This window comes from Psychrobacter sp. UBA3480 (assembly GCF_002377945.1).
Taxonomy (GTDB): Bacteria; Pseudomonadota; Gammaproteobacteria; order Pseudomonadales; family Moraxellaceae; genus Psychrobacter.
In genome coordinates, this window is sequence record NZ_DFQV01000024.1 from 19,959 (window position 1) to 35,388 (window position 15,430).

Genomic DNA, 15,430 nt, shown 5'->3' on the forward strand with positions numbered 1-15,430 from the left:
CACTGAGGGAGTAGCAACGTGGATACAGTACAAGTTGATTACATAGCGATAGATGCTGAGTGGGATAAGAAGGTATCAAGTCATCATTTTGATATATACCACTTATCTGGTTGGATTGCGGCCTCAGCTGTTATCGACAAGGGCAAACCTCAAGGCATCATCGCTCATTATAAAAATAAAGAAGTATTGTTACCCATTATAATTAGAGACATTGACTCAGAGCACTGGGATGCTACTTCCACTTATGGCTACGGTGGCCCGTTGATGGACAAAACCCTCACTGATGCCGAGTTAGACGTCGTACTAGATGAGATAAGAGCTTTTCTTTGCGAGAGAGGCTGCGTGTCTTTATTTATGCGGTTACACCCGATTATTAATAAAGAATGGATACCTACAGTTGGCAAAGCACTGACTCACGGGCTGACCTTGATGTCTGATTTGAGTAAGTCAGAAGAAGAGCATTGGAGCGAAACACAAAATCGACATCGCCGCGGTATCAAAAAAGCCATAAAAATGGATGTCGTGACGAAAACAGAATTCTTGACTAGGCAAAACGCGATGGTGTTTTCAGACATTTATAAAGAGACAATGCGACACGTCAAGGCTAGTGATTATTACTTCTTTGATGATGATTATTTTTTTAATTTACTTGAAAACCTTCAAGAAAAAATACTGTTGATAACTGCCTATCAAGACGACAAACCAATTGGGTCTTCTATATATACGCTCTGCCAAGAGTCTGGCATTATGCAGTTTCATCTTGGCGGCACGCTGAACGCTTATACACATCTACAACCTTCTAAACTTATCACTCATGTCGCTCGCAATTGGGGACGAGAGAACCGTTATGAAGTGCTACATCTTGGTGGCGGCGTTGGCTCCAATTTAGATTCTTTATATGAGTATAAGAAAGGCTTTAGCTCGCAAGAGTTACTATTTAAGACTTATAGACTCGTTGTTAATGCAGTGAAATATACAGAGTTAGTAGCTGATATCTGGTTCACGGAAAGTGATCTGCTTTCAGACTTTTTTCCTTTATATCGAAAAGAGCCTAGCAAAGAAGAAGTGCTAGAGACTATTCAGATTGAGCCTTTAGCAAAGATGACATAGTACAGATTACATCTAATACTAGAGAATATATGAGCGCTGCTGTTAATATAGTAAAGAGTAACCCCAAGCAAATAAAAAGCAGCCTGCCTCTATAATTGAGGACAGGCTGCTTTTTTATCTTAACGTTTTCGAGTCAGTCTATATCTAATGCATACTACTTACTTGGGATAACGTGCCAAACGCCAAGTTTATCATCACCGTCTTTGTCACCAACTTTTGTATCGTTAGCATAGAAGTATAAAGGCTTACCGTTCATTGCCCACTGATATTTGCCATCTTCACGCTTGAATGCAGCGAACTGACCTGAAGCTTTAGCATCGCTAGGCGCTTTGAAAATTGGCCACACAACTTGGCAGGCTGCACCGCAATCTGACTTATTCATAGAGTCTTTATCAAACGTATATAACGTCATATGGTTAGTAGCATCCACCAACACCCCATTCTTGCTAGTGACTAGTGCTGTATTATTGCTCGTTGCCTGTACTTCATGCGTACCTGACATATCATTACCGACTACGTTTTTTAGAGTGGTACACCCAGATAGTGCCAACACACCTGTTAGTGCCGATAACATCAATATATTTTTCATCATAACTTCCTTGTAATTTTAGTCGTATTTTTTATAGCGATAAGCTTGTGGTGGTTTACTTTATCGACTGTCCCTTTTGTTAATTCTGATATTTGTAATTTTGAATAGTCATCAAAACAGAACCTACGCTTCTTGTTAAGCAAAATAAATATAGCATACGGTTTTATATTATCTTGATAATCAATATACACGCTTACAAAAGTGGTCGAATTTTACAAAACAATAAAACGAGCTTATTTTCTATTTCACAGGTTTGCCACTTCTCTCGTTTACTCTATTTTTAGACAGGCTCGTTTGTCTGAAAAACTTCACACATATAGCGACTCGTTGACAAAACTCATGCATCTTCTTACGTATTTCCCATCATATTGTCTGTAGTTCTTCGTAAAATAAACCTATAGAGATGAAGAACGGCTAAACAATAGAAAAGATGACTATTGAAGTTCAGATTTGTGTGTTGAACTTAATTACTTTCGCACGCATATCAAGAAATATAGAACATTGAATAAATATACCGAGCACGGCCTAATACAGATGCTATTAAGGATACAACGACGACAATGACTCAGTCTTTTGATAAAAACTACGCTCAATCCTTTAATCGTGACGCTCATTCTGAGGTGTTATCTTACGGGGCAAAAAACATTCAACCTAAAAAGCGTGTTGGCATTTTGGGCGGCGGTACTGCGGGATCGACGATTGCGATTCGACTTGCTGCATTAGGGTTAGAGACCTATTTGTTTGAAAAGAAAAAATCACTCATTGATGGACCACCTATGTGTCATTTGCATGCAGGTGGTAACTTGTACCGTGAAATACCGGACGAGGATTGCGTAGCGCTGCTTAAGCAATGTATCGATATTTTGCGTTTGTATCCGCATACTATTGACGTTCGTCCTACGGTGTTTGCCGTACCGACACGTGACGAAGGATTACCTGAAGACTTACTACCGCGTTTAGATATTTTGACTGATGCTTATCAAGAACTGATCGACCAAGATGTTAATAATAAAGTATTGGGCGAGCCTGAAGATTATTATCAGCTTTATAGCCATGAGCGATTGATTGAGTTGTCTGAACGTGAGCAAGTCGCTGTGCCAAGTACGGTTGATGAGTGGATGATTCCAGTCGCTAGATACTTGGATTTGAACAAAGTTAAATTTCCGTTAATTGTCGTTCAAGAATATGGCTGGAATATTTTTCGTTTAGCCGCTTCTGCTAAGCTTGCGCTCGAAGAATACGACAATGCGCATGTATTTACTGAAACTGCTGTGCAAAAAGTCGTGCCGGTAGATTGTGAAAATTGTACCAACGCTGACCATCATGTCACCAAATGGCGTATCGACTATCAACAGATCCATAGTCAAGAACACGCCTCTCAGCCTGAGTCTATCGAAGTTGATTACCTAGTCAATGCTTGCGGTTTCCGTACAGGTGTTATTGACGATATGGTTGGTGTCGAAGTCACGCGTATGGTTGAGTTCAAATCGTCTTATGTGACCCATTGGGGCGATGCTGGTGGACAGATACCAGAGATTATCGTTTATGGTCAACGAGGTACGCCAGAAGGCATGGCGCAGCTTACTCCCTACCCTGGTGGATATTTTCAGATTCACGGTATGAGTAAAGCCATTACCTTGTTTGATGATGGTCTTGTCGCATCGAGTGAAGACAGTGCACAGCCCAAACTACCACAGCAATATGTGCACTATATTGAAGACGGTTGGGATAAAGCGCCCCTACAGGCACGTAGTCAGCAAGCGATTGAATATGTGGCGGAGTTTGTACCGACATTTAACAGCGCACGTACTGTTGGTAACGCGCTATACGGTGGGCAGCAGATTCCTGGACAAGATGATACGCTGCGAGTCGCTGATGTGAGTTTATACTCCAATATACGCTATGCCCGTGCAGAAAACGTCAAAGCATCTTCGACCTTGATTGCCGCTGATCAAATCGTTAATGAGCTGACAGATCTAGGTTTGATAGAGAACGATACACCTCTGAATCGTAGTCGCTATGCCCATGAATGGTCGTACCTTGTCCATAACGATAGCCTCGCTGTCGATGAGGTTGCACGTGAGCTCGCTAAGCAGCGGGGATTCCCAATCGCGATGGCTCATGTCAATCATAGTATTCGTGAAGTAGCATTGGACGATCTCACGCCTGCTGATGCCTAATAGACATGATTCGCTGATAGGTTATTAATACATATAATAAAGGAGCAGATAACCGAGATTTGGTTGTCTGCTCCTTTTGTTGCAATAGCTTTTAATATTTAAGCATTTGCTGTGTATGAATAGCTATACGACTTAACTATTACTACCAGCCATTTTCTCCGTATCCACAGCATCATCTATGGTCACTACTGTCTGTAGCATATCGATCGCTTCGCTGATGGTATTGCACACCACTAGACGATCTAAATCTTCCTGCTTCATAAAGCCTTGCTCAGTGGTATATTTCAAATGCTCAATCATACGGTCATAAAAACCATTAATATTCAGAATAATCATTGGTTTTTCGTGCTGGTACAATTGACGCCACGTAGCAATTTCCATGATTTCTTCTAATGTTCCTAGCCCGCCTGGTAGCGTGATAAAGGCATCGGCATACTCTGCCATGACGGTCTTACGCGTGTGCATAGTGTCAGTCAAATGCAAGCGAGTCAGCTGCTCATGAGCGATTTCGTGCTTGAGCATAAAGGTTGGAATCACGCCCACTGCTTGCGCGCCGCCATTAATTACTTCATCTGCAACCGCGCCCATCAGACCGATACTAGCGCCACCATATACTAGCCCCATGCCATTGTTTGCCAAGGCACTACCAAGCTCGCGTGCTGCCTGTTCATATACGTCACCGTTGCCCAAGCGTGAACCGCAATACACAGCCACGAGCGGCATGGACAAGGTAGACTTGTCGACTGCTTTTTCAATATTTGTAATGTCTTTGCTTGTGATTACGTCATAAGTATCATCGTTAATTTTCATTTGCATATAGCTTCCTTAATTACCTGTCAGTTTTTATTGAGTGCTTGTTATTAGTGAAGGCTGCATACCGACACCTGTCATTTATATTGTCATGCACATGATTCATAAGACAAACTCAACCAAGCCATACGAAACTTGGAAGTCATATTTGAGCAACTGTCTTGCCAGCATTTATCTTAACATAAGCAATGCTACCACATAGTCACAACGATTTATCACTACGCAACGACTACACTTTCAAGATGCGCATTTATTGTTCATCATAGCTTTATATTCATTATCTACTAATAAAAATACTAAGGTATACCCATGGATAATCATAACGCCTCTCCCACTGCCGAGCCATCAAGCTCTGTGGTTAATAGCAATCTCACTAATAAAAGTAATATGAATGATGCGAGCAATATTGATACTTACTCATTAAGTATCATGACCGATCGCAACCAAGCATTGGCAGCCACTGTCTACCGCCCTAAAGATGTGACAAAAAAATCCGTCATGATGGCACCAGCCACAGGTATTAAGCGTCACTTTTATCATAATTTTGCGACCTACCTAGCAGAAAGCGGCTTTGGGGTGCTGACCTTTGATAATGAAGGAATCGGTGAGTCACTATCGACCGATCTGGCAAAATGTAGCGCTTCCTTGATCAGTTGGGGTCGCCATGACATGCCAGCTGTACTTGATGCCTTACAAGATGAGTTTCCTGATGCCTCTTATCATCTTATCGGTCATAGCGCAGGGGGTCAGCTCATCGGCTTGATGCCCAACTATCAGGCGATTGGCTCAGTGTTCAATGTCGCTTGCTCGTCAGGGCGTATCAAAAATATGGGCATGCCCTATAAGCTTAAAGCCATGGGCTTTATGGATGCGTTTATTCCATTTGCTAACTTAACACTAGGCTATACGCCGTCAGATAAAATCGGTATGGGTGAGCCACTGCCACGCGGCGTGGCTCGTCAATGGCGTGAATGGTGTAATGGCGCGGGCTATATCAAAACCGCATTTGGCAAAAGCATACACACGCATTTCTACGATGAGCTCAGCATGCCAGCACTATGGCTTGGCTTTAGCGATGATGATATCGCCAACAGTGAAAATATGGACGATATGATAAGGGTATTTACAAAAATGCCCGTAGAAAAGCGATTCTTGGACCCTGAGTATTTTGGTCTAAATCATATCGGTCATATGCGCTATTTTAGCAGTAAGACCAATATCAAAGCGCCGCAGCTATGGCAGATGGCGGTGACATGGTTGCACGAACAGCCATAAGCTTATTTTCATGTAGCCCCTTATATATTAGCTACGTAACAACTCAGATTACTTTTCTGCGTTTTCTGCGTCTTCTAGTTTTAAGCGTTTAGTCAGTGCCGAATACAGCGAAGGCTGCATATTATGAATATTGCCTATCATCCATTTAACATAGCTGATAGGCACATCCTTGATCGGCTTGCCTTTATGCTTACCAAACGGCATCTTGTTCACAGGAGTCGCCTTATTGGAGATAGCATGTGCCGCTGCAAAATTTGTCGGCGCAATTTCTAGACGCTCGCAGCATGCTTGATACAGCAGATAGCACATCCGAGCATCGCCAAGCGCATCATGAGCGGCAATCGTCATTGCACTCGCCTCACCCTTGCCCAACAGCTGCTCGATACACTTAGACTGACCGTAAGCACGCCATTCTGGAAAAGCTGCCCGCGCAAGTCTCACCGTACAAATCAGCTTAGCAGAAGGACTGCCAATCACTCGCCAATCAAAACGTACGTTATGACCAATCAAGTACTCTGGTAATTCAAACTGCTCCAACTCAAAGCGCTCAAGACCAGCCACATCATCATCGGTAATACCATGCACCTTTATGACAATAGGTGAAATAGATCGACCACTATTAAAGTATTTCATCCACTCAAAACCAGTTGCTACATTGATAGTAGCAACTTGGATAGGTCTGGGATCACTGCCCTGATCTGTTTCGGTATCGATAACCAACGCCGTTTCGCGCATGGTAGAGATATCAGCAGGATTAAAAGCATCATTCATAAAATATTAACCATCAGTAGCAACTGTCTATGCTCAGCAGAAATGTTAAGTAGATAAAACTATATTTGCTGTTTATTTCCTTAACCATAAGGATATCTATTGGGGTAAAAACGATAGATAACAATGCGATACATACGTTATCAGACGAAGCTTTTATAATAAAATCTCAAATGGCATAAAATATATATGAGACATCAATGCTAGCAGATGGAAACAACCAGCCTCCCAGACTTTCTTTTTTTAGTCGTTTAATAAGCCTACTAATTAAGGCTATCGTATTACTAGCACTGTTATTTGTCTTTGATAAACTGCTACCCAGTATTAGTCAACAAACGCAATCATTTGTGGTTGCCAAATGGCAGCAATTGAGTCTATTGCAACAAGAACTACCGACCGAAAACAGCTTACCCAGTCCACTACCAGAACGAAACCTGACAGACACTTGGGGCGCTGCACGTAGTCAAGGCCGCTCCCACGAAGGTATCGATATCTTTGCGCCGCGTAATACTCCCGTGCAGTCGACCACGCAAGGCATAGTAAGCAAGGTTGGTGAAAACACATTGGGTGGGCGCGTGGTCGTGGTGGTAGGGCCGGGTGGCGCAGGACATTACTACGCTCATCTAGAAGACTATGCTGACATCTCTCCCAATGACTGGGTCAATCAGGGCGATGTGATAGGTTATGTGGGCGATAGCGGTAATGCAAAAGGGACACCAACACACGTACATTATGGTATCTATATTAATGGCAGTGCGGTCAACCCTTATCCGCTTTTGCAAAAGGATTAACGAATACAGAAAAGTATATCGTTAACCTAATTTGAAATAATGATAGGTTTAGATTAATCAAAAAACTTAAGCCGAGAAACGAACGCTAATACAGACCAGAAATCATATTAATTGGCTGTGACGGATCTGACGTAGTTTGAGGGAAATACCACACTAAATGTCGATCCTTCCCCTTCTACTGAATCGATTTGCAGTTGCGCTTCGTGCTGGTGCAATACGTGTTTTACAATCGCTAATCCCAATCCCGTACCACCTGTTGCACGGCTGCGACCTTTGTCGATACGATAGAAACGTTCTGTCAAACGGGCGATATGCTCTGACGCAATACCAATCCCATCATCTTCGACCGCGAAACGGCAGCCATCAGACGTTCTTGTCCAGCTGATAGTGATATTGCCACCCTTTGGCGTATATTTGATTGCATTGATTACTAGATTGGATAGCGCACTATTCAAGTACATCTCTGACCCGTACAGCCCATCGTACGTATCTATATGCAAATGAACGATATGTTTGTACGCTTGGTTGTACGCTTGGGCATCGTCGTAGATATTGGTTAGTAGCTTAGTCATATCTATGTAATGCAGCTCATGTGACTCTTCGATTTCAATCTTAGACAGTAGCAGTAAGTCGTTCACGATTCTGTTCATACGGGCCGTTTGCTGCGTCATCAGCTCAAAACCGCGACGCCATTGCGGCGGCATATCTGGCTGATCGGAGAAATTCTCTAGGTAGCCCATCATCACAGTTAGTGGTGTTCTAAGCTCATGCGAGACATTCGCCACAAAATCTTGACGCATTTGCTCTAAGTGCCGCAAGCGGGTCACATCATATACAAACAGCAGTTTTTCATCACCGAAAGGGGTCAATTCACACTTTAAGTAGCGACTAGGATCTCGCCATGATTCTATATGGACGCCATCGTTAGGTATCGTTGTACCTTCATAGTACTGGCGGAACTCAGGTACAGTAATAAAGTCAAAGATGTTCTGACCTTTATCCTCTGGCTGTAGCAGCAATAAGTCTTGTGCCGCCTGATTCCACCATTCTAGACCGTCATTGTTGTTGAGCAAAATCACTGCATCGCGCAGGGCTCGTAGTGCACTGCCGATTTTTTTGAGTTGCTCTGCTGTGCTTTGAGTAGATATTTGCTCTAATAGAGCTGATTGCTCACTTTGTGCTGGCGCTATCTTGTCCATTTTTTATCCTTACCACTATGCGCGGCCTTTATATCGCTGCGGCATTATTTGTACAAGATTAACTTGGCTCAATCAGGCTAGAAAATCGGTAGCCTGTCCCACGTACCGTCTGTATCAATGTATCACAGTCATAAGGTCGCAGTAATTTACGTAGACGTTTGATATGCACATCGATGGTTCGATCTTCGATATATACATTGCCGCCCCATACCTGATCGAGTAGCTGCGTTCGTGTATAGGCGCGCTCAGGGTGACTCATAAAAAATGCCAATAGGCGATATTCTGTGGGCCCAACATCAACGATTTTACCTGCAGCTGTCACACGCTGACTTTTGGTATCTAAACTTAACTGTCCAATTTCGATAGGTTTGTCGCTACTCATCGCGCTACTGCGGCGTAGTACGGCTTTGATTCTAGAAATCAGCTCACGAGTCGAAAAAGGCTTGGTCATATAATCATCTGCCCCTGCATCTAGACCATGCACCTTACTATCTTCTTCGCTTTTTGCCGTTAGCATAATGACTGGTATTTCAGAGAGCAGCTCATCGTTTTTTAGCATACGACAAAAATCCACACCGCTCTTGTCACCCGGCAACATCCAGTCTAACAGTATCAGTGACGGCCTATGATCGACCACTTGCTGATGCGCCTCTGATACGTCAGCCGCTTGCAAGCTATCAAACCCAGCCATTTCTAGCGTCATGACAACCATTTCACGAATCGCAGGCTCATCTTCAACAATCAAAATTTGCTCATTATACATAGGACATTCTCGGTGTTAGCGGACAAAATCTAGCATGTAAAAAGGCGATATATACTCACCAGTCTCTACCTATTAAACGGATTAATTATGACAGCTTGATGACACTCTAAAATCAGATTTCTAGTAAAAAATTGAGCGGCCCATCATTGACGCTCGACACTTGCATATCAGCACCAAACTGACCAGTTGCCACGTTCGGGTGCTTAGTTTTGGCATAATCGACCAGTTGTTCAAATAATGCTTGCGCCGCAGCAGGTGCCATCGCACCACCAAAGTCTGGTCGGCGCCCTTTGTCTGTTTTTGCCATCAAGGTAAATTGCGAGACCAATAATAGCCCACCAGCAACCTGCTGAACGTTTTTATCAAGTTTACCAAATTTTGCAGGATCATCGTCATTTTCAAAAATGCGATAGGTCAGTATTTTGTCAATCATACGCTGGGCAGCGGCGAAATCGTCTTCATGCCCTAAGCCAATATATGCCAATACCCCATGCCCAATCTCGCCAATACACTGCTGATCGACGACCACACTAGCGTGCTTCACCCGTTGTATGAGTGCTTTCATTTACTAATTCCTTAACAGATTATGGCCATACAATAATATGCTGTCCATGATAAAATACCGTCATTAACTTAACTATTATTAGGGCGTGTTTGATATTCACAAATAGGTGCTGCGGATCGTTAAAACTGTTCCAGACAAGGCGTAAATCTAGATAATGCTCATGCCTTATCTAGATTTACAACGTAGTATGGCGCAATTTTAGCCACTGTCAGTGCCATGGTCGAATTTCCAACGCGCCCCTATTACATTACACCTTATTTTGGTAGCCTTATTATGAATGTATTTACCACCTTACAACAGCTTGTGCCGCAGCAAAAGCTCAGTAAAGTCGCTGGACGTTTGGCCGCCAGTCGCCACCCTTATGTCAAACGTACCTTTATCCGTAGCTTTGCCAAAGCTTATAATATCAGCTTAGACGAGTACGAACGCCAAAGCCTTAACGCTTATGAGAGTTTTAATGACTTTTTTACCCGCGAGTTAAAAGAAGACGCTCGTACCATCGACGCTACTGCAAACGGTATCGTGAGTCCTGCGGACGGTATTATCTCTCAGCTAGGACAAATCGAAGACCACAAACTGCTACAAGCCAAAGGTCGTCACTATGATGTCGGCCAATTACTTGCTGATAGTGAAGATGGCAGTTATTTCGCTGATGGCAGTTTTGCGACTATTTACTTAGCACCTAGCAACTATCACCGTGTGCATATGCCGTTTACTGGCACATTGACCAAGACTCGCTATGTACCTGGCACATTGTTTTCGGTCAACAATACTACGGCGGCTAACGTGCCAGACTTGTTTGCGCGTAATGAGCGTCTGGTCTGTATGTTTGATACCAGGTATGGCAAAGCAGCTGTTGTGATGGTTGGTGCTATGATTGTCGCTGGTATCGAAACCGTCGCCACTGGCAAAATCACCCGCACGGATGATATACAGGAAGCGGATCACGATATGCAGTTTGCTGCAGGCGAAGAGCTTGGACGCTTCTATCTAGGCTCAACGGCTATTGTAGTATTACCAAAAGCAGCGAAGGCTGACTGGCTAGATAGTATGCAAGCCAACGGCGTCGTGCAAATGGGTCAATTGCTAGGAATGGCAAATGCTCAATAACACGCCTGTATAAAAGCACTCAAAATATCAGCCCAGTTAAGCATGAATCATCATGCTTAACTGGGCTTTTTTTATGCCTGCTACTTATGTAGATTTATGCGTCAATCAGCCAACCTTGCTGAGTTGCGTATGCAATATTATGTGAGAGCCAATCATGGATAGGAGGGAAGCTGTCTTTGATAAATGCATGCGCATCTGCCACTTGCGAACGCGTGACACCAAGCTCAATCCACGTTTTACCATCGGTATTTAGATTGAGTAAAAACGGCAATAAGCGATCGACCACTCTGAGCAACTGGCTCTCTTTGCTACTTCCTGTTTCCTGCGCTTCCCAAACCTCACTCAAATCACCGATGCCATTGCCTCGCTCACGTTGCAATCTGGCAATGCCTGCGCGCTCTTCGACGTGTGCATCAGTACGCGTATCGGCATACAAGAAAGTATCGCCCGCATCAATCTCACCTAAATCATGGACTAACGCCATCTTCAGCAATTTTTCGTGATTGACGTCTAGCGCAAATAATTCAGCAATCGACCAACAGGCCATCGCTAAATGCCAAGAATGTTCGGCAGAGTTCTCTTTGCGAGTGGTCTGTGTCACATAGCTGCGGCGATTCACTCGTTTGAGCGCATCTAACTCCAACAAGAAATGAGTGACATCATCGATGTTGATATGTGAAGTAGATTCGGAATGAGTGAGTGATATAGAGCTGGCTTGCGACATTGATTTTCTCTGGTTTTCTCTAGTTATTGGTTTTAATGCTTATAAGTTCTAGCGATTTTAAGTTTCATTGCTCAAGGTATTATAGTTAGTTTGATATATAGCAATGGTTAAAAAACTATTATAGTTGTCAAAAAAATAGCGCTTATTTTACCAAGCGCTATCTATTATAAATCAGAAGATAAATGGTTAAATTGAAACTCTATTTATCCAAGTCTTTAAGCAACTAAAGCTTAACCACCTACTTAATCAAATTAATGATTGTTTTAAATGCAGGATCTTCGCTGCTACGGCACAGTTCAAATAAGATTGATTCGACAGTACTGATCACCCCACCTGCACGGCGAATACGGCGAATCGCTTGCTTCTTATCATAAGGAAAACGAGAACCCACTGCATCCCCAATAATGACAGGCTGCATACCATTGTCCAATAAATCTAGTGCCGTCTGCATGATACAGACATGAGCTTCAGCACCAAAAAGCAGAACAGTACTACGGTTCTGCTGCGCTAGATGGTGCCATGAATCATTATTATCGCAGGCACTAAAGGTGACCTTTTCAAAGCTCTTGGCATTGTCTCCTTCGAGTACGTCGCGCAGCTCTGGCAAGGTATCGCCCAATCCTTTTTTATATTGTTCATTGAGCATAATTGGAATATTGAGCGCTTGCAGCCCTTTAATCAATGTAACGGTTTTTTTTACGATATTTTCGTGATCATAGATATGCGGGGTTAAGCGCTCTTGCACGTCGACAATCATCGCTTGGGTATTCTCACGAGCGATTCGATAGGTGCGATCATTAATCATAGTAGACATAGTACACTCCTTGTACGGCTGACAGTTGCAACTAAAAACTATTTTAGAATTATCATAAACAGTGCCATGGTTCATCTTTCTCTTATTTAGTCATAGTTTCATGAATGCGTCAATGGAGATAATTTTTAATCACCGTGATACTGTGTTTTTCGACTCTATGATTTACTAACTGGCCAACTATTAATTTTACCCATAAAAAAACCTCTAGCCGTTATGACTAGAGGTTTTTCGTTAGCGAGTAGCTACTTATTGAGTGTTCAAATAATCTTGTTTATATAAATAAGATTAAACACGCTCAATAATAGTAGCGATACCTTGGCCAAGACCAATACACATCGTCGCTAGACCGATTTCAGTATCTGACTGCTCCATTGCGTTTAGCAATGTCACTGTGATACGAGCACCTGAACATCCTAGTGGATGACCTAGAGCAATGGCACCACCGTTGATGTTAACGATGTCTTGCTTGTCAGATAGGTTCAGACCTTTCAATACTGATAGACCTTGAGCAGCAAATGCTTCGTTTAGCTCGATGGTTTGCATGTCATCGATGCTCATGCCAGCACGCTTCAATGCTTTTTGGGTCGCAGGTACAGGACCATAACCCATGATAGCTGCATCACAACCAGCCACAGCCATACTACGGATACGGGCACGTGGCTTTAGACCTAAATCTTTGGCTTTTTGTGCGCTCATGACTAGCATCGCTGACGCACCGTCAGATAATGCAGATGAGGTTGCCGCTGTTACTGTACCACCTTTTGGATCAAACGCTGGGCGTAGCTTTTGCATTTGCTCCATCGTTGCGTCTGGACGAATCACTTCATCAACCGTACATAGCTGCAGACGACCAGCAGCATCATGACCTTCGATACCGATGATTTCATTGTCAAAACGACCTTCAGTGGTTGCAGCCCATGCACGGCGATGTGACTCAAGACCAAACGCGTCTTGCTCTTCGCGCGTGATGTTGTTCATACGACCTAGCATTTCAGCAGTCAAGCCCATCATGTTTGACGCTTTTGCATAATGCTTAGAAGCAGCCGGGTTCAAATCAACACCGTGCATCATGCCTACGTGACCCATGTGCTCAACACCGCCGATGATGAATACATCACCTTGGTTGGTCATGATTTGTGCAGCAGCAGTATGTAGCGCCTGCATAGAAGAACCACACAGACGGTTAACCGTTTGGCCACCAGCAGTCTTTGGAATACCAGCTAGCAAACCGATGTTACGACCGATGTTCAAGCCTTGCTCTAGCGTCTGGTTGACACAACCCCAGATAATGTCTTCGATATCATTGGTATCAAAGTCATTACGTTCTACTAGCGCACGTACTAGTTCCGCTGACATGCTATCAGCACGTACATGACGGAACATACCGTTTTTGGTTTTGCCCATTGCCGAGCGTACGCCATCTACGATGACCACATCTTTTGGACTTAAAGTTGTCATACCATATTCCTTTTCAATTTTTATTGTCAGTGTAGTCAGCCCAATTTACGACTATTACCTCGTCAATCTCGCTCAAAGTACAATAGGTACATTTGCGCTTGATTTACTCGTACTAGCATTAAACTGAACCAACTATAATCGTACGTTCGCTATTGGAGACGATTCATGTCTCAATTGCTTTCATGCAAAATAGCAAACGTACTGCACCTTATCCTAGTAATGACTGACTATTACGCTGTTGCGTAAAAAGTCTCGCCTGCGGCTGCCATGTCGCGAATCTTTTGTGGCGCTTCATAAGCTTTGCCAAGATGTGCGTATTTTTCACATAGTGCCAAGTAGTTATCTAGACCCATTTGGTCGACATAACGGCATGGGCCACCACGGAATGGAGGGAAACCTACGCCCATAATCATCGCCATGTCGGCCTCGCTTGGTGTGCTTACGATGTTATCTTCTAGGCAGCGAACGGTTTCGTTGCAGAAGGCAATCATAGTGCGATCGATGATTGCTTGATCGTCAAACGTTTGCTTTTCGCTATCGGTCGTGGCTTTTAGCAGCTCGTAAGTGGCTTCGTCAGCAACTTTCTTTGGCTTGCCGCGCTTGTCCATTTCGTACTTATAGAAACCGATACCGTTTTTCTGACCTAAACGCTCATTGTCATATAGATGCTGGATAGCACCTTTATAATCAGGCTTCATGCGATCAGGGAAGCCATCAGCCATCACTGCTGCGCCATGTACACCTGTATCTAGACCGACCACGTCGATTAGATAAGCAGGGCCCATTGGCCAACCGAATTTTTCCATCACTTTATCGACATGAGCAAAGTCAGCACCTTGCTTCAGTAGCAAGTCAAACGCGCCAAAGTATGGGAACAATACACGGTTTACGAGGAAACCTGGGCAATCGTTAACCACTACTGGCACTTTACCCATTTTAGAAGCGAGTGCAACGGTAGTCGCGATGGCTTCTTCAGATGATTTCTCACCGCGGATAACTTCTACCAATGGCATACGATGTACTGGGTTGAAGAAATGCATACCAACGAAGTTTTCTGGACGCTCAAGCGCTTCTGCTAGGAACGTAATAGAGATAGTCGAGGTGTTTGACGCTAGGATACAATCGTCTTTTACTAGACCTTCTACTTCTTTTAGTACCGCACGCTTCACGTTTGGATTTTCTACGACGGCTTCGATTACGATATCAGTTTCAGCAAAATCACCGTAGTTCAAAGTAGGACGGATACGGCTCAACGTTTCACCCATTTTTGCTGG

Annotated in this window: 15 protein-coding genes; 5 read left to right on the plus strand and 10 right to left on the minus strand. The window is 43.5% G+C overall.

Annotated elements, in window-relative coordinates; translation table 11 throughout:
* Nucleotides 1-18 precede the first annotated feature (18 nt).
* Nucleotides 19-1,110: a GNAT family N-acetyltransferase gene (locus B2863_RS10685; RefSeq protein WP_296210302.1), complete on the plus strand. Its 1,092-nt coding sequence runs from the start codon at nucleotides 19-21 to the stop codon at nucleotides 1,108-1,110.
* A 154-nt stretch (nucleotides 1,111-1,264) separates the two neighbouring features.
* On the opposite strand, the gene B2863_RS10690 is transcribed toward B2863_RS10685, so the two are convergent.
* Entirely contained in the window at nucleotides 1,265-1,702 is a 438-nt protein-coding gene (locus B2863_RS10690) for a hypothetical protein (protein WP_296210308.1), read from the minus strand.
* A 557-nt stretch (nucleotides 1,703-2,259) separates the two neighbouring features.
* Here B2863_RS10690 and B2863_RS10695 point away from each other — a divergent pair.
* Nucleotides 2,260-3,879: an FAD-dependent oxidoreductase gene (locus B2863_RS10695; protein ID WP_296210311.1), complete on the plus strand. Its 1,620-nt coding sequence runs from the start codon at nucleotides 2,260-2,262 to the stop codon at nucleotides 3,877-3,879.
* Between the two features lie 132 nt (nucleotides 3,880-4,011).
* Here the strand turns inward: B2863_RS10695 and B2863_RS10700 are convergent, their stop codons facing one another.
* Nucleotides 4,012-4,695 carry a TIGR00730 family Rossman fold protein gene (locus tag B2863_RS10700; RefSeq protein WP_296210313.1) on the minus strand — a complete coding sequence of 228 codons (684 nt, stop codon included), beginning with the start codon at nucleotides 4,693-4,695 and terminating at the stop codon, nucleotides 4,012-4,014.
* Between the two features lie 303 nt (nucleotides 4,696-4,998).
* On the opposite strand from B2863_RS10700, the gene B2863_RS10705 reads away from it, so the two are divergent.
* Nucleotides 4,999-5,964 carry an alpha/beta fold hydrolase gene (locus tag B2863_RS10705; RefSeq protein WP_296210315.1) on the plus strand — a complete coding sequence of 322 codons (966 nt, stop codon included), beginning with the start codon at nucleotides 4,999-5,001 and terminating at the stop codon, nucleotides 5,962-5,964.
* A gap of 48 nt (nucleotides 5,965-6,012) precedes the next feature.
* Here the strand turns inward: B2863_RS10705 and B2863_RS10710 are convergent, their stop codons facing one another.
* Nucleotides 6,013-6,735, minus strand: a complete 723-nt coding sequence (locus B2863_RS10710; protein WP_296210318.1) for a putative quorum-sensing-regulated virulence factor — start codon at nucleotides 6,733-6,735, stop codon at nucleotides 6,013-6,015.
* 197 nt (nucleotides 6,736-6,932) lie between these two features.
* Between B2863_RS10710 and B2863_RS10715 the strand changes: the two genes are divergently transcribed.
* Nucleotides 6,933-7,523, plus strand: coding sequence for a M23 family metallopeptidase (locus B2863_RS10715; RefSeq protein WP_296210321.1), 591 nt, complete (start codon nucleotides 6,933-6,935; stop codon nucleotides 7,521-7,523).
* A gap of 107 nt (nucleotides 7,524-7,630) precedes the next feature.
* Here B2863_RS10715 and phoR read toward each other — a convergent pair whose 3' ends face one another.
* The 3 genes from phoR to dtd all read right to left on the minus strand — a co-directional run bounded on the left by phoR (nucleotide 7,631) and on the right by dtd (nucleotide 10,050).
* On the minus strand, nucleotides 7,631-8,722 hold the full coding sequence (gene phoR, locus B2863_RS10720; protein ID WP_296210323.1) for a phosphate regulon sensor histidine kinase PhoR: 1,092 nt from the start codon (nucleotides 8,720-8,722) through the stop codon (nucleotides 7,631-7,633).
* Between the two features lie 58 nt (nucleotides 8,723-8,780).
* Nucleotides 8,781-9,485, minus strand: a complete 705-nt coding sequence (gene phoB, locus B2863_RS10725) for a phosphate regulon transcriptional regulator PhoB (protein ID WP_057761786.1) — start codon at nucleotides 9,483-9,485, stop codon at nucleotides 8,781-8,783.
* 112 nt (nucleotides 9,486-9,597) lie between these two features.
* Nucleotides 9,598-10,050, minus strand: coding sequence for a D-aminoacyl-tRNA deacylase (gene dtd, locus B2863_RS10730; RefSeq protein ID WP_296210326.1), 453 nt, complete (start codon nucleotides 10,048-10,050; stop codon nucleotides 9,598-9,600).
* Between the two features lie 273 nt (nucleotides 10,051-10,323).
* On the opposite strand from dtd, the gene asd reads away from it, so the two are divergent.
* On the plus strand, nucleotides 10,324-11,160 hold the full coding sequence (asd, locus tag B2863_RS10735) for an archaetidylserine decarboxylase (RefSeq protein ID WP_296210329.1): 837 nt from the start codon (nucleotides 10,324-10,326) through the stop codon (nucleotides 11,158-11,160).
* Nucleotides 11,161-11,254: 94 nt separating this feature from the next.
* Here asd and B2863_RS10740 read toward each other — a convergent pair whose 3' ends face one another.
* The 4 genes from B2863_RS10740 to B2863_RS10755 all read right to left on the minus strand — a co-directional run.
* Nucleotides 11,255-11,884: an HD domain-containing protein gene (locus B2863_RS10740; protein ID WP_296210331.1), complete on the minus strand. Its 630-nt coding sequence runs from the start codon at nucleotides 11,882-11,884 to the stop codon at nucleotides 11,255-11,257.
* 238 nt (nucleotides 11,885-12,122) lie between these two features.
* Complete coding sequence (locus tag B2863_RS10745) at nucleotides 12,123-12,698, minus strand: isochorismatase family protein (protein WP_101205330.1); 576 nt, start codon at nucleotides 12,696-12,698, stop codon at nucleotides 12,123-12,125.
* Nucleotides 12,699-12,983: 285 nt separating this feature from the next.
* Entirely contained in the window at nucleotides 12,984-14,156 is a 1,173-nt protein-coding gene (fadA, locus tag B2863_RS10750) for an acetyl-CoA C-acyltransferase FadA (RefSeq protein ID WP_057761795.1), read from the minus strand.
* Nucleotides 14,157-14,386: 230 nt separating this feature from the next.
* The coding region (locus B2863_RS10755; protein ID WP_296210334.1) for a 3-hydroxyacyl-CoA dehydrogenase NAD-binding domain-containing protein at nucleotides 14,387-15,430 on the minus strand (1,044 nt) is incomplete at its 5' end.

Excerpts from the sequence above, each read along its gene's own strand:
- B2863_RS10745 (WP_101205330.1), bottom strand. The coding sequence starts at position 12,698 with ATGTCTACTATGATTAATGATCGCACCTATCGAATCGCTCGTGAGAAT.
- dtd (WP_296210326.1), bottom strand. The coding sequence starts at position 10,050 with ATGAAAGCACTCATACAACGGGTGAAGCACGCTAGTGTGGTCGTCGAT.
- B2863_RS10740 (WP_296210331.1), bottom strand. The coding sequence starts at position 11,884 with ATGTCGCAAGCCAGCTCTATATCACTCACTCATTCCGAATCTACTTCA.
- B2863_RS10700 (WP_296210313.1), bottom strand. The coding sequence starts at position 4,695 with ATGCAAATGAAAATTAACGATGATACTTATGACGTAATCACAAGCAAA.
- phoR (WP_296210323.1), bottom strand. The coding sequence starts at position 8,722 with ATGGACAAGATAGCGCCAGCACAAAGTGAGCAATCAGCTCTATTAGAG.
- B2863_RS10705 (WP_296210315.1), top strand. The coding sequence starts at position 4,999 with ATGGATAATCATAACGCCTCTCCCACTGCCGAGCCATCAAGCTCTGTG.
- B2863_RS10715 (WP_296210321.1), top strand. The coding sequence starts at position 6,933 with ATGCTAGCAGATGGAAACAACCAGCCTCCCAGACTTTCTTTTTTTAGT.
- B2863_RS10710 (WP_296210318.1), bottom strand. The coding sequence starts at position 6,735 with ATGAATGATGCTTTTAATCCTGCTGATATCTCTACCATGCGCGAAACG.
- asd (WP_296210329.1), top strand. The coding sequence starts at position 10,324 with ATGAATGTATTTACCACCTTACAACAGCTTGTGCCGCAGCAAAAGCTC.
- B2863_RS10690 (WP_296210308.1), bottom strand. The coding sequence starts at position 1,702 with ATGATGAAAAATATATTGATGTTATCGGCACTAACAGGTGTGTTGGCA.
- B2863_RS10695 (WP_296210311.1), top strand. The coding sequence starts at position 2,260 with ATGACTCAGTCTTTTGATAAAAACTACGCTCAATCCTTTAATCGTGAC.
- phoB (WP_057761786.1), bottom strand. The coding sequence starts at position 9,485 with ATGTATAATGAGCAAATTTTGATTGTTGAAGATGAGCCTGCGATTCGT.
- fadA (WP_057761795.1), bottom strand. The coding sequence starts at position 14,156 with ATGACAACTTTAAGTCCAAAAGATGTGGTCATCGTAGATGGCGTACGC.